Raw genomic sequence first — 13,437 nt, 5'->3', positions numbered from 1 at the left:
CATCAACGGCTTATCAGGCGAACGGGTGACGCAGTACGATGGTTTCGTTGCGATCCGGCCCCGTCGAAATAATGTCGATCGGCGCGCCGACCAACTCTTCGATACGCTTGATGTAGGCGCGCGCCGCCGCCGGCAGCTCTTCCAGGGTCTTGGCCCCCAAGGTCGATTCGGTCCAGCCCGGCATTTGCTCGTACACCGGCTCCAGGCCGATGTAGCTGTCGGCATCGGTCGGCGCGTCGATGACCGCACCGTTTTCGTTCTTGTAACCCACGCAGATATTGATGGTTTCAAGACCGTCCAGCACGTCCAGCTTGGTCAGGCACAGGCCCGAAATGCTGTTGACGTCGATGGCGCGACGCAGGATCACGGCATCGAACCAGCCGCAACGACGAGCACGACCGGTGGTTGCGCCGAATTCGTGACCACGCTTGGCCAGGAAGGCACCGACGTCATCGAACAGTTCGGTGGGGAACGGACCCGAGCCCACGCGGGTGGTGTAGGCCTTGGTGATGCCGAGGATGTAATCCAGGTACATCGGACCCACGCCCGAACCGGTGGCGATACCGCCGGCGGTGGTGTTGGAGCTGGTGACGTACGGGTAGGTACCGTGGTCGATGTCCAGCAGCGAACCCTGGGCACCTTCGAACATGATGTCCTTGCCGGCGCGACGCAGGTTGTGCAGCTCGGCAGTGACGTCGAGCATCATCGGCTTGAGCAGCTCGGCGTATTCCATGCACTCATCGAGAGTCTTCTGGAAGTCGATCGCCGGCTCTTTGTAGTAATTGACCAGCACGAAGTTGTGGTAGTCGAGCAACTCGCCCAGCTTCGCGGCAAAACGCTCGCGGTGGAACAGGTCACCGATACGCAGGCCGCGACGCGCAACCTTGTCTTCGTAGGCCGGGCCGATGCCACGACCGGTGGTACCGATCTTCAGCTCGCCACGGGCCTTCTCGCGGGCCTGGTCCAGGGCAACGTGATAGGACAGGATCAGCGGGCAGGACGGGCTGATACGCAGGCGCTCACGCACCGGCACACCCTTCTCTTCCAGCTTGGTGATTTCCCGCAGCAGGGCATCCGGTGCAACCACCACGCCGTTGCCGATCAGGCACTGCACGCCTTCGCGCAGGACACCCGAGGGGATCAGGTGCAGGACGGTTTTCTCGCCGTCGATCACCAGGGTGTGGCCAGCGTTGTGGCCACCTTGATAGCGCACCACGGCGGCAGCATGTTCGGTCAGCAGATCAACGATCTTGCCTTTGCCCTCATCACCCCACTGGGTGCCCAGGACTACGACATTCTTACCCATAACACTTGTCCTCATTCGCGCAAACTTGGTGCCGGCAGCCGCCGGCGGGAAAACTCAAGAAGCCAGCGGCAATACTTGCCAAAGCCCGTTCTGCTGAATCAATTGCCGGTCGCAGTCCGCTTCGCGGGCGGCGGCCAATGGTTGTCCGGGCAAGCCCTGGACCACACGCTGACCCTCGCCGCGCAACTGGCAAACCAACTGCCAGAGTGCCGCATCCGTGCTGTCAGGCATCCAGATACCGCCAGACGGTAGCTCGATCTCGGCACGCCCCAGGGTCACCAGGGTTTTCAAATCGGTGGAAAAGCCCGTTGCCGGCCGCGCACGACCGAAGTCCGCGCCGATGTCGTCATAGCGACCGCCCTGGGCGATGGCCTGGCCGACACCCGGCACGAACACCGCGAACACCACACCGGTGTGGTAGTGGTAACCGCGCAGCTCGCCCAGGTCGAAATACAGTGGCAACTGCGGGAAGCGTGCGGACAACCGCTCGGCGATCGCCAGCAGGTCATCCAGCGCCGCCGCGACCTGTGCCGGCGCACCGGCCAGGCGCTCACGCGCCGCCGCCAGCACTTCACGGCCGCCACACAGATCCACCAGCGCCCGCAGCATCGCGGCCAGGTCGGCCGGCAGACCTTCGGTCAGCTGGATCACTTCATCGATCGCCTTGCGCTGCAGGGCATCGAACAACTGTTGCTCCACTTCGCCGGACAAGCCGGCGGCGCGGGCCAGGCCACGGTAGATACCGACGTGGCCGAGGTCCATGTGCACATCCGGCACATCGGCCAGTTGCAGCATTGCCAGCATCAGGCTGATGACCTCGACGTCGCTGCTCGGACTGGCATCGCCATACAACTCGGCACCCAACTGGATCGGGCTGCGCGAGGACGACAAGGCCCGCGGCTGCGCATGCAGCACGCTGCCGGCGTAGCACAGGCGGCTCGGACCTTCGCGACGCAGGGTGTGGGCGTCGATACGCGCCACCTGCGGCGTGATGTCAGCGCGGAAACCCATTTGCCGGCCCGACTGCGGGTCGATGACCTTGAAGGTGCGCAGGTCCAGGTCCTGGCCGGCACCGGTCAACAAGGATTCCAGATATTCGATATGCGGGGTGACAACGAACTCATAGCCCCAGCTCTGGAACAGGTCCAACACCTGGCGCCGCGCCACTTCGATGCGCGCCGCTTCAGGCGGCAGTACTTCTTCGATGCCATCTGGCAGGAGCCAGCGATCTACCGTTGCCATTACGCCTTTCCCCTATGATCTGGGCAGCAAGCCCACAGGCGAGCCTTGAGTGAAGCAGAAAATGGTTAACACGCGCGCAAGAACGACGCGACGAACAGCCTGAAACCGGCTTCGCCTACCACTTTCCTCGAAAAACCTGTCGGGTCGATCAACCCGCCGTCTGCCAACCAAACATGCAGACGCAAAAAAGCCGGGAATTTCCCGGCTGCCGCATCATACACCCGTTTTCCGAAAGGATCACCCCGCCCGGCGTTTTAGCTGCCGGGCGGAGGGGGGACATGACGCGTTTTGGATCAGGGCTTGGCTTTTTCCAGGTAGCGGAAAAAGTCGCTGCTCGGATCCAGCACCAGTACGTCGCTCTTGTCCGCAAAGCTTTCACGGTAGGCACGCAGGCTACGATAGAACGCGTAGAACTCCTGGTCCTGGCCGTAGGCCTTGGAATAGATTGCGGCGGCCTGGGCGTCACCATCACCACGGGCTTCTTCCGACTGGCGATAAGCTTCGGCCAACAACACACGACGCTGGCGATCGGCGTCGGCACGGATGCCTTCGGCCAGTTCGTTACCCTTGGCGCGGTGCTCGCGAGCCTCGCGCTCACGCTCGGTGCTCATGCGCTCGAAAACGCTGCGATTGACTTCCTTCGGCAGGTCGATGGCCTTGACCCGGACATCGACCACCTCGATCCCCAGCTCCTTGGCGGCCATGGCATTCAGCGAGGCGGTGATGTCAGCCATCAGCGCGTCGCGTTCGCCAGAGACCACCTCGTGCAGGGTACGCTTACCGAACTGGTCACGCAGGCCTGACTCCAGGCGCCGGGACAAACGCTCGTCGGCGATCTGCTTGAGGCCGGAAGTCGCGGTGTAGAAGCGCTCGGCGTCCTTGACCCGCCATTTGGCGTAGGCATCGACCATCACCGCTTTCTTTTCCAGGGTCAGGAAGCGCTGTGTCGGGGCATCCAGGGTCATCAGGCGGGCGTCGAACTTGCGCACCTGGTTGACGTAAGGAAGCTTCACATGCAGGCCTGGCTGGACATCCGCCTCGACCACACGGCCGAACTGCAGCAGGACGGCCCGTTCGGTCTGCAACACGATGTAGAAGCAGTTCCAGGCAGCCACCGCCACGATGACCCCGAGGATCAGGGCGATCAGTGATTTATTGCTCATCAGCGGCTCTCCCGGGTGCGTGTGGGTTGCGGCTCGGTGATATGCGGCGTGACATCAGTGTTGCCACTGGCCATCGGCCCCACGCCCTTGGCCGGCGAACTGCCGCCCGAACCGCTCTGGATCATCTTGTCCAGCGGCAGGTAAAGCAGGTTGCTCTGGCCGTTCTTGTTGCCGGTCACGAGCACCTTGCTGGTATTGCTGAAGACTTCCTGCATGGTGTCCAGGTACAGACGCTCACGGGTGACCTCCGGTGCCTTGCGGTACTCGGCCACCAGCTTGGTGAAGCGGTCGGCCTCACCCTTGGCGCGGGAAACCACTTCGTCACGATAGCCGTTGGCATCCTCGAGGATACGCTGGGCCTGGCCACGGGCTTCCGGGACCACGCCGTTGGCATAACCTTCGGCCTGGTTGCGCGAACGCTGTTCGTCTTCACGAGCACGGATCACGTCGTCAAAGGCTTCCTGCACTTCACGTGGCGCCGCGGCGCTCTGGACGTTCACCTGGGTCACGGTGATACCGGTGCGATAGGTGTCGAGGAAGCGCTGCAGGCGCTCCTTGATCTCGCCGGCCATCTGCACGCGCCCTTCGGTCAGCACCTGGTCCATCGCGGTGGAACCCACCACATGGCGCAGGGCACTGTCGGTGGCCTGTTGCAGACTGATTTCCGGCTGGTCGACGTTCAGCACGAAGTCCTGCAGGTTGCTGATCTTGTACTGCACGGTCAGCGGCACTTCGACGATGTTCTCGTCTTCGGTCAGCATCTGGCCCTGCTTGGTGTACGCCCGCTCACGGGTGACGTTCTCCATGAACTTCTTGTCGATCGGCGGGAAATAGATGTTCAGGCCCGGCCCCACGGTCTCGTAGTACTTGCCGAAGCGCAGCACCACGGCCTGCTCCTGTTCATCGACGACGTAGACCGCGCTGTACAGCCACATGGCCGCAAGCACGACAAGGCCGATGCCGAGCAGGCCGAAACCGCCGCCCTTGCCACCGCCCGAACCGCCATCGTCACCGCGTTTCTTACCGCCGCCGAACAGCCCGTTCAGGCTCTCCTGCAGCTTGCGGAAGGCTTCGTCGAGATCCGGCGGCCCCTTGCGGTCGCCGTTGTTACGGCGCTTGCCACCCCAAGGATCCTGATTGTTCGAGTTGCCACCCGGCTCATTCCAAGCCATAGCGCTCTCCATCTGATAAAGCAAAGACGCGCCCGCGGCGCGCCGACCAATGCTACAGAATGCCTGTCAACGCGGCACAACCGCTTTCCCAGGCTTTTATTGCAAAGTGTGTTGTTCGATGAATTCCGGCGCCTTCATCCCTTCGCGCGCGACCACTCGATTGAGTTCGGCCCTGGGCAAACGGACGGACAGCAGACAACTGCCTTCTTCGTCGTGTTCTTCCTTCTGCACCGCGCCCATCTCGAAGAACTGTGCACGCAGTCGAGCAAAACGCTGCGGCAAGCGCAAGGTGCCGACGAACAAATCGTTGCCCAACAACTCGGCAATCGCCTGTTCGAGCAGTTCCAGGCCCACTCCATCCCGGGCGCTGAGCCAGACCCGCTGCGGCTTGCCGTCTTCATCGCGCTGGATCTGCGGTTCGACGCCTTCGAGCAGATCGAGCTTGTTGTAGACCTCGAGGATCGGCAAGTCCTGTGCCCCGATCTCGCCGAGGACCACCATGACCTGCTCGATCTGCAGCATCCGGTCCGGTTCCGCGGCGTCAATCACGTGCAGCAGCAGGTCGGAGTTGCTCGACTCTTCGAGCGTAGCCCGGAAAGCCTCGACCAGCTTGTGCGGCAGGTGGCGGATGAAACCCACGGTATCGGCCAGCACGATCGGCCCGAGGTCGTCGAGATCGAGACGCCGCAGGGTCGGGTCGAGGGTGGCGAACAGCTGGTCCGCCGCATAGACGTCGGATTCGGTGAGCGCATTGAACAGCGTCGACTTGCCGGCGTTGGTATAGCCCACCAGCGACACGGTCGGGATATCCGCGCGCTTGCGCCCGCGGCGGGACTGCTCGCGCTGGCTGCGGACCTTCTCCAGGCGGCCCTTGATCTGCCGCAGGCGGACCCGCAACAGGCGTCGGTCGGTTTCCAGCTGGGTTTCACCCGGGCCGCGCAGGCCGATACCGCCTTTCTGCCGCTCAAGGTGAGTCCAGCCGCGGACCAGCCGCGTACTCATGTGCTCAAGCTGGGCCAGTTCGACCTGGAGCTTGCCTTCATGGGTGCGGGCGCGCTGGGCGAAAATATCGAGAATCAGGCCCGTGCGATCCAGTACGCGACACTCGAAGACACGTTCGAGGTTACGCTCCTGGCTGGGCGTGAGGATGTGATTGAAAATCACGATATCGACCTGTTCGGCCTTGACCAGGTCGCGAAGCTCCTCGACCTTGCCAGTGCCAATCAGATACTTGGCGGTTGGCCGATGACGCGGCACGTTGAAGAACGCGACGGTCTCGGCACCTGCCGATACTGCCAACTCCTGAAACTCCTGCGGATCTTCGCGCGCCTCAGGGTCCTGACCTTCCAAGTGAACGAGAATGGTCCGTTCACCACCACCGTGGCGCTCAAAGAACAAAGGAGACTCCTATCAGGCGTTACCTGGCTCAGCGTCACCCTGTTCGGTTTCGGTTGCGCTAGGCAGACGAATTGGACGAACCGGCACCACTGTCGAGATAGCGTGCTTGTAGACCATCTGGCTGACGGTGTTCTTCAGCAGGATCACGAACTGGTCGAAGGACTCGATCGTACCTTGCAGTTTGATACCGTTGACCAGATAGATGGAAACCCCGACCTTCTCTTTACGCAAGGTATTCAAGTAAGGGTCTTGTAGCGAATGCCCTTTTGACATGTGCCGCACTCCTTTAAGGATCAATAATAAAAAATGGGTAAATGGATGGCTTGTACCGCCTTTCCCCCAAGGATAGACGGCAATTGCAAGGACTCAGCCCAATATGGAGATCGTCCCAAGGTATTTCAAGGCGCGTGGCAGATTGTCGCAATCCAGGCTGTCCAGCCACTGCAGACCCGTCCAGCTGCGCAACCAGGTGAACTGGCGCTTCGCCAACTGGCGCGTGGCAATGATGCCGCGCTCCTGCATTTCGGCTGACGTCAGCTTGCCCTCCAGGTACTCCCAGACTTGCCTGTAGCCTACCGCACGTATAGACGGCAACCCGACATGCAGGTCACTTCTCCCACGCAAAGCTACGACCTCGTCTACAAACCCCTGTTCCAGCATTTGTGTGAATCTTTGTGCAATTCGGTCGTGCAGGACCTGGCGATTCGCCGGAGCGATGGCCAGGTTGGCAACAGTATAGGGCAATTGAGGCCGTCCCGAAGCGGCTGCGTCAGTACTTTGCGCAGATTGTCGCTGGCGATGGGCGGTCATGCTCGATCCGCTGACCCGGTAGACTTCCAGCGCCCGGCTCAGGCGCTGGGGATCATTGGGATGGATGCGCGCCGCCGATTCCGGGTCGATAACCGCCAATTGCTCGTGCAGGGCCTGCCAGCCAAGGCGCGCGGCCTCTTCTTCGATTTCGGCACGGATCTGCGGATCGGCCGCCGGCATGTCCGCCAGGCCCTCCAGCAATGCCTTGTAATAGAGCATGGTGCCGCCCACCAGCAGCGGAATCTTGCCGCGCGCGGTGATCTCGGCCATCGCCGCCAGGGCGTCGCTGCGGAATTCGGCGGCGGAATAACTTTGCGCCGGGTCGAGAATATCGATCAGACGGTGCGGAAACTCCGCCAATAGCGCTTTCGAAGGCTTGGCCGTGCCGATGTCCATGCCCCGGTAGACCAGCGCCGAGTCGACACTGATCAGCTCGCACGGCAGCACCTTGGTCAGCTCGATGGCCAGGTCGGTCTTGCCCGCCGCCGTCGGGCCCATCAGGAAGATCGCTGGCGGTAATGCCCTGGAAGCCGTCATCAGCGACCACGCAAGAACAGTTTGTCCAGATCGTCCAGCCCGAGCTGGGTCCAGGTCGGCCGACCATGGTTGCACTGGCCGCTGCGCTCGGTGTTTTCCATATCTCGCAACAAGCCGTTCATTTCCGCCAGGGCCAGGCGCCGATTGGCGCGAATCGCGCCGTGGCAGGCCATGGTCCCGAGCAATTCGTTCAGGTGCGCCTGGATCCGGTCGCTGGTGCCGTACTCCATCAGGTCGGCCAGGACGTCCTGGACCAGGCGATTGGCTTCGGCCTGCTTGAGCAGCGCCGGAATCTGCCGGATCGCCAGGGTTTCCGGGCCCAGGCGCTGCAATTCGAAGCCCAGGCGCTGAAACCAGCTGACATGCTCTTCGGCGCAATCGGCCTCGCGCTGGCTGACCGCCAGGGACTCGGGCACCAGCAGCGGCTGACCACTCAGGCCTTCGCTGGCCATGGCGATCTTCAGGCGCTCATACATGATCCGCTCATGGGCCGCGTGCATATCCACCAACACCAAGCCCTGGGCGTTTTCGCTGAGGATATAGATGCCCTTGAGCTGCGCCAGCGCATAACCCAGCGGCGGGACGTCGCCCTGGCTGTCGGGCAGGGTCGGCGATGCCACCGCGTCGGGCAGCGGCGCGAAAAACTCGCGATAGACACCCTGGGCCTCGGCAGCAGGCGGCATCGGGGTCGATTGCGGACGGTACTGATACTGATAACCGGCACCGGAGCCCGATCCGGCCGCCGGCGCAAACGTGGACGCAGGCTGGGCCTGGGGCTGCTCCAGCAGATTGGCCGCCAGGCGCATTTCGCCCTGGGGACCGAATTCGCCGGCCTCGAGCCCTGTCGGCCGGACCATGCCGGCCACCGCGGCGGGCGCGGCCAGGTGATCCTCCGGGCGTACGTCGCCCAGGGCGCGGTGCAGGGTGCCATAAAGGAAGTCGTGGACCATGCGTCCGTCACGGAAACGCACCTCGTGCTTGGTCGGGTGCACGTTGACGTCGACCACCGCCGGATCGACCTCGAAAAACAGCACGAAGGTCGGGTGCCGGCCGTTGAACAGCACGTCGCGATAGGCCTGGCGCACCGCATGAGCCACCAGCTTGTCGCGCACCGCGCGGCCGTTCACATAGAAATACTGCAAGTCCGCCTGGCTGCGGGAGAAGGTCGGCAGGCCAACCCAGCCCCACAGGTGCAGGCCGTTGCGTTCCACTTCGATGGGCAGCGCCTGTTCGAGGAAACCCGCACCGCACACCGCCACCACGCGCCGGGCACGGGCTGCATCGTCATGGGCCTCGTGCAGGCTGAGAATGCTCTTGCCGTTATGGCGCAGATGAAAGGCCACATCGAAACGCGCCAGGGCCAGGCGCTTGATCACTTCCTGCAGGTGATCGAATTCGGTCTTCTCGGCCTTGAGGAACTTGCGCCGCGCCGGGGTATTGAAAAACAGGTCGCGAACTTCCACCGAGGTGCCCACCGGATGGGCAGCCGGCTGCACCCGGGCATCCATGTCGCGGCCTTCGGTTTCCACCTGCCAGGCCTGGTCGGCATCGCGGGTGCGGGAAGTCAGGGTCAGGCGCGCGACGGAACTGATGGAGGCCAGGGCCTCGCCACGGAAACCGAGGCTCATCACCCGCTCCAGGTCTTCCAGGTCGCGAATCTTGCTGGTGGCATGGCGGGCCAGCGCCAACGGCAGGTCGTCGGCGGAGATGCCGCTGCCGTCGTCGCGCACCCGCAGCAGCTTGACGCCAGCCTGTTCGACATCCACATCGATGCGCCTGGCACCGGAGTCCAGGCTGTTTTCCAGCAGCTCCTTGATCACCGAAGCCGGACGTTCGACGACCTCACCGGCGGCAATCTGGTTCGCCAGTCGCGGGCTGAGCAGTTCGATCCGAGCGCTGCTGTTCAGGGCTTCGCTCATTGCTTGGCCGCCAGTTCAGTGCCGGGAATGGTCAGGGTCTGCCCGACCTTCAGTTCGTCGCTGCTCAGATGATTGACGCTACGCAAGGTCGCCGCCGAGACCTGGTAGCGTACGGCGAGCATGGCCAGGGTCTCGCCCGGCGCCACGCGATGGTCACGCGGGCCCTCGGCGATCTTGCCGGAGTCACGCAGCCAGGCGACATAGGTGCCTGGCGGCGGGTTCTGCTGGAAGAACTGGCGGATACCGGCACTGATGGAGCGCGCCAGGGCCTGCTGGTGATTCGCGGAGGCCAGCTTGGAGGCCTCGTTGGAGTTGGAGATAAAACCGGTCTCCACCAGAATTGACGGAATATCCGGCGATTTCAGCACCATGAACCCGGCCTGTTCCACCCGCTGCTTGTGCAGCGGCGTGACCCGACCGATATTACTCAGGACCTTCTGCCCGACGTTGAGGCTGGAGGTCAGCGAGGCGGTCATGGACAGGTCGAGCAAGACACCGGCGAGCATCTTGTCCTTGTCGTCGAGACTGACGTTGCCGGCACCGCCGATCAGGTCGGAGCGGTTTTCACTGTCCGCCAGCCAGCGGGCGGTCTCGGAGGTAGCGCCGCGATCGGACAGAGCAAACACCGAGGCCCCGAAAGCCGCGGAGGAAGGCGCGGCGTCGGCGTGAATCGAGACGAACAGGTCGGCGCCTTTCTTGCGGGCGATCTCGGTGCGACCGCGCAGAGGGATAAAGTAGTCGCCGGTACGGGTCAGCTCGGCACGATAGCCTTTCTGGCCACTGACCTGACGTTGCAACTCTCGGGCAATGGCCAGTACCACGTCTTTCTCATGCTGGCCACGGGAGCCGGAAGCGCCCGGGTCTTCGCCGCCGTGGCCGGCATCGATCACCACAATGATGTCACGCTTGCCCGCCGGCGCTGGCGGCAGCTTGATCGCCGGCTCGGTCGGCGTTACCGGCACCGCCGGCACGGTGGATACGGCGGGCGTCGGCGTCGGCGGCGGCGCGGCATCGGCGGGATTGTCGAACAGGTCGACCACCAGGCGATTGCCATACTGCGCGTTCGGCGCCAGGACGAAGCTTTTCGGGGTGACGGCCTTTTTCAGGTCGACCACCACGCGCAGGTCGGTCGGTGTGCGCTGGGCGGCGCGCACGCTGGTGATCGGGGTGTTGGCGGTCGGCACATTCATCGGGCCACCTAGGGTCGCGCCGTTGATATCGATCACCAGCCGATCCGGGGAAGTCAGGGTGAAGACACTATGCTGCACCGGGCCGGACAGGTCGAATACCAGCCGCGTGTTGTCCGGGGCCCGCCACAGGCGAACACTCTTGACCTGTGTCGCCGCCCAGGCGTCAACGGCCAGTGCCGCCAGCAACAATCCCACGACAGCAACCAACGCGCGAATGCGCATACCAAACCCCATCATTTATTTGATTTCCAATGCCAGATCGGCACACCAGGAGTCGCCTCGCGCCCCCTGGGACAACAGATACAGCGAACGGCCGCCATTATGCGGGCTAATGGTAATGGTCAGGTCAGGCTTTGGCAAAAAGCCCTCGCCACGCCGGGGCCACTCCACCAGACACAGGGCTTCGCCGTCGAAATAGTCGCGAATGCCCATGTATTCCAGCTCTTCCGGGTCAACCAAGCGATACAGGTCGAAATGGAAGGCGCGGATATCGCCGATTTCATACGGTTCGACCAGCGTAAACGTCGGACTTTTCACCGCGCCGCCATGGCCGAGGCCGCGAATGATGCCGCGGGACAGGGTGGTCTTGCCGGCGCCAAGATCGCCTTCGAGGAAAATCACCCCGACGCCACCGCTCACCTCGGCAATTTTCCGGCCGAAGGCGACCATGGCCTCTTCATCGGGCAGTTGAAGGGTTAGTTCAGACACGGTGATTGCTCCTCCAGCAACTGTCGAATGACCGGGATCAGATCGCTGGCCGCCAGTCCACGGCCGTTTTTACCCAACTGCTCGCCGGCGCTGGCGTGCAGCCACACCGCCAGGCAGGTGGCTTGATAGGCCTCCAGGCCCTGGGCGCGCAGGGCGCCGAGCAAACCGGACAGGACATCACCGAGCCCGGCGGTGGCCATGGCCGGATGGCCGCGTTCGCAGATCGACAAGCGCCCGTCCGGCGCGGCAACCAGGCTCCCCGCGCCCTTGAGCACGCAGACCGCCTGGTACTGCTGGGCCAGCCGGCGCGCGGCGGCGGGACGATCGGCCTGCACCGCGGCCGTGGAAATTCCCAGCAAGCGTGCCGCCTCTCCGGGATGCGGGGTGATCACGCTGTCCTCCGGCAGCGTGAAACCGCCCGCGGCCAGCAGGTTCAAGGCATCGGCATCCCAGACTTGCGGCAACCCGGCATTGGCCGCCAGCGACAACAGGCTGCGGCTCCAGGCGGACTGGCCGAGCCCCGGGCCGACCACCAGCACGCCGGCCTGGGCCAGCAGCGTCATCAACTGATTGGCCGACTCGACCCCCAGCGCCATCACCTCCGGCAGCCGGGCCAGGGACGCCGCCACATGCTCCGCACGGGTCGCCAGGGACACCAACCCCGCGCCATTGCGTAAGGCCGCTGCGGCAGCGAGCAGGATCGCACCGCCGAAACCCCGGTCGCCACCGATCAACAGCACATGGCCGAACTGCCCTTTGTGGGCGTCCAGTTGTCGTGCGGGAAGGCTCGGCAGCGTGGCGAGGGTCAATGACTGAATATCGGAAAAAGGCGGTTTGGTCTGCGGCATGCGTCGTCGAGCTCTGATGTCTGGCAGAATTATACGCACCAAAGCCTAGGTTTCTCCTGTCTCATGCCTGTAAATAGCGTCGACCTTCCCGCCCTCGCCCAATCCATCAAGGAATGGGGCCGTGAACTGGGCTTTCAGCAAGTCGGCATCGCCGGTCTTGAGCTGGGCGAGCATGAACAGCACCTGCAACGCTGGCTCGACGCCGGCTATCACGGCGACATGGATTACATGGGCGCCCACGGCAGTAAACGCTCGCATCCCGACGAACTGGTACCCGGCACATTGCGGGTGGTGTCGCTGCGCATGGACTACCTGCCGGGCGACACACAGATGGCCCGGCGCCTGGGCCAGGCGGAAAAGGCCTATGTCTCGCGCTACGCCCTGGGCCGCGACTATCACAAGCTGATCCGCAAGCGCCTGCAACAGCTCGCCGAACGCATCCAGCAGGTCATCGGGCCGTTTGGCTACCGGGCCTTCGTCGACAGTGCGCCGGTGTTGGAAAAAGCTATCGCCGAACAGGCCGGGCTCGGCTGGATCGGCAAAAACACCCTGGTGCTCAATCGCAAGGCCGGCAGCTACTTCTTTCTCGGCGAGCTGTTCGTCGACCTGCCGCTGCCGGTGGATCCCCCCCACGCCACGGAGCATTGCGGGCGCTGCACGGCGTGCATGGATATCTGTCCGACGGCGGCGTTCGTCGGCCCCTATGTACTGGACGCGCGGCGCTGCATTTCGTACCTGACCATCGAGCTGAAGACCGCGATCCCGGAGGATCTGCGCCCATTGATCGGCAACCGGGTATTCGGCTGCGACGATTGCCAGATGGTCTGCCCATGGAACCGCTTCGCCCGCCCGTCCGATGAAGGCGACTTCAAGCCCCGCCACAGCCTGGACAATGCCGGGTTGGCCGAGCTGTTCCTGTGGGACGAAGAGACCTTCCTGAAAAACACCGAGGGCTCGCCGCTGCGCCGGGCGGGCTATGAGCGCTGGCTGCGCAACCTGGCGGTCGGGCTGGGCAATGCACCGTCGACGATTCCGGTGCTGGAGGCGCTCAACCAGCGTCGCGACTATCCCTCGGAGCTGGTTCAGGAGCATGTGCAGTGGGCGCTGCGGCAACATGCGCAGCGCAGCGCCGTTTGACCCCCAA

General features: G+C 63.6%; 12 protein-coding genes. 1 reads left to right on the top strand and 11 read right to left on the bottom strand.

Translation table 11 applies throughout. The features are described from left to right. Window positions 1–13 precede the first annotated feature (13 nt). From M5B96_RS07345 to M5B96_RS07295, 11 genes are all read right to left on the bottom strand, one after another. Entirely contained in the window at window positions 14–1,306 is a 1,293-nt protein-coding gene (locus M5B96_RS07345) for an adenylosuccinate synthase (protein ID WP_040063855.1), read from the bottom strand. A gap of 54 nt (window positions 1,307–1,360) precedes the next feature. Then, window positions 1,361–2,548 carry an ATP phosphoribosyltransferase regulatory subunit gene (locus M5B96_RS07340; RefSeq protein WP_248796039.1) on the bottom strand — a complete coding sequence of 396 codons (1,188 nt, stop codon included), beginning with the start codon at window positions 2,546–2,548 and terminating at the stop codon, window positions 1,361–1,363. 293 nt (window positions 2,549–2,841) lie between these two features. Next, the gene (hflC, locus tag M5B96_RS07335) at window positions 2,842–3,711 is read right to left on the bottom strand and encodes a protease modulator HflC (RefSeq protein WP_152737685.1); all 870 of its coding nucleotides are present in this window, start codon (window positions 3,709–3,711) and stop codon (window positions 2,842–2,844) included. Then, on the bottom strand, window positions 3,711–4,883 hold the full coding sequence (hflK, locus tag M5B96_RS07330) for an FtsH protease activity modulator HflK (RefSeq protein ID WP_248796038.1): 1,173 nt from the start codon (window positions 4,881–4,883) through the stop codon (window positions 3,711–3,713). The genes hflC and hflK overlap by 1 nt, the downstream gene beginning before the upstream one ends. 96 nt (window positions 4,884–4,979) lie before the next feature. After that, window positions 4,980–6,281 (bottom strand): ribosome rescue GTPase HflX, encoded by a 1,302-nt coding sequence (gene hflX, locus M5B96_RS07325; RefSeq protein WP_248796037.1) that lies wholly within the window; start codon window positions 6,279–6,281, stop codon window positions 4,980–4,982. A 12-nt stretch (window positions 6,282–6,293) separates the two neighbouring features. After that, window positions 6,294–6,554, bottom strand: coding sequence for an RNA chaperone Hfq (gene hfq / locus M5B96_RS07320; protein WP_040063849.1), 261 nt, complete (start codon window positions 6,552–6,554; stop codon window positions 6,294–6,296). 93 nt (window positions 6,555–6,647) lie between these two features. Further along, a complete protein-coding gene (gene miaA, locus M5B96_RS07315; protein WP_248796036.1) occupies window positions 6,648–7,628 on the bottom strand; it encodes a tRNA (adenosine(37)-N6)-dimethylallyltransferase MiaA in 981 nt (326 codons plus the stop codon). After that, on the bottom strand, window positions 7,628–9,547 hold the full coding sequence (mutL, locus tag M5B96_RS07310; protein WP_412548589.1) for a DNA mismatch repair endonuclease MutL: 1,920 nt from the start codon (window positions 9,545–9,547) through the stop codon (window positions 7,628–7,630). The genes miaA and mutL overlap by 1 nt, the downstream gene beginning before the upstream one ends. Then, window positions 9,544–10,971 (bottom strand): N-acetylmuramoyl-L-alanine amidase, encoded by a 1,428-nt coding sequence (locus tag M5B96_RS07305; protein ID WP_248796179.1) that lies wholly within the window; start codon window positions 10,969–10,971, stop codon window positions 9,544–9,546. The genes mutL and M5B96_RS07305 overlap by 4 nt, the downstream gene beginning before the upstream one ends. A 3-nt stretch (window positions 10,972–10,974) precedes the next feature. Then, on the bottom strand, window positions 10,975–11,445 hold the full coding sequence (gene tsaE / locus M5B96_RS07300; RefSeq protein ID WP_248796035.1) for a tRNA (adenosine(37)-N6)-threonylcarbamoyltransferase complex ATPase subunit type 1 TsaE: 471 nt from the start codon (window positions 11,443–11,445) through the stop codon (window positions 10,975–10,977). Then, window positions 11,433–12,293 carry an NAD(P)H-hydrate dehydratase gene (locus tag M5B96_RS07295; protein WP_248796034.1) on the bottom strand — a complete coding sequence of 287 codons (861 nt, stop codon included), beginning with the start codon at window positions 12,291–12,293 and terminating at the stop codon, window positions 11,433–11,435. Before M5B96_RS07295 ends, tsaE begins: the two co-directional genes overlap by 13 nt. Before the next feature lie 63 nt (window positions 12,294–12,356). On the opposite strand from M5B96_RS07295, the gene queG reads away from it, so the two are divergent. Further along, entirely contained in the window at window positions 12,357–13,430 is a 1,074-nt protein-coding gene (queG, locus tag M5B96_RS07290; protein WP_248796033.1) for a tRNA epoxyqueuosine(34) reductase QueG, read from the top strand. The last annotated feature ends 7 nt before the right edge of the window (window positions 13,431–13,437 follow it).

Source organism: Pseudomonas sp. MWU13-2105, from assembly GCF_023242315.1.
Classification (GTDB): domain Bacteria; phylum Pseudomonadota; class Gammaproteobacteria; order Pseudomonadales; family Pseudomonadaceae; genus Aquipseudomonas.
The sequence above is the reverse complement of the archived record's forward strand: the minus strand, read 5'-3'. Positions and strand labels throughout refer to the sequence as shown.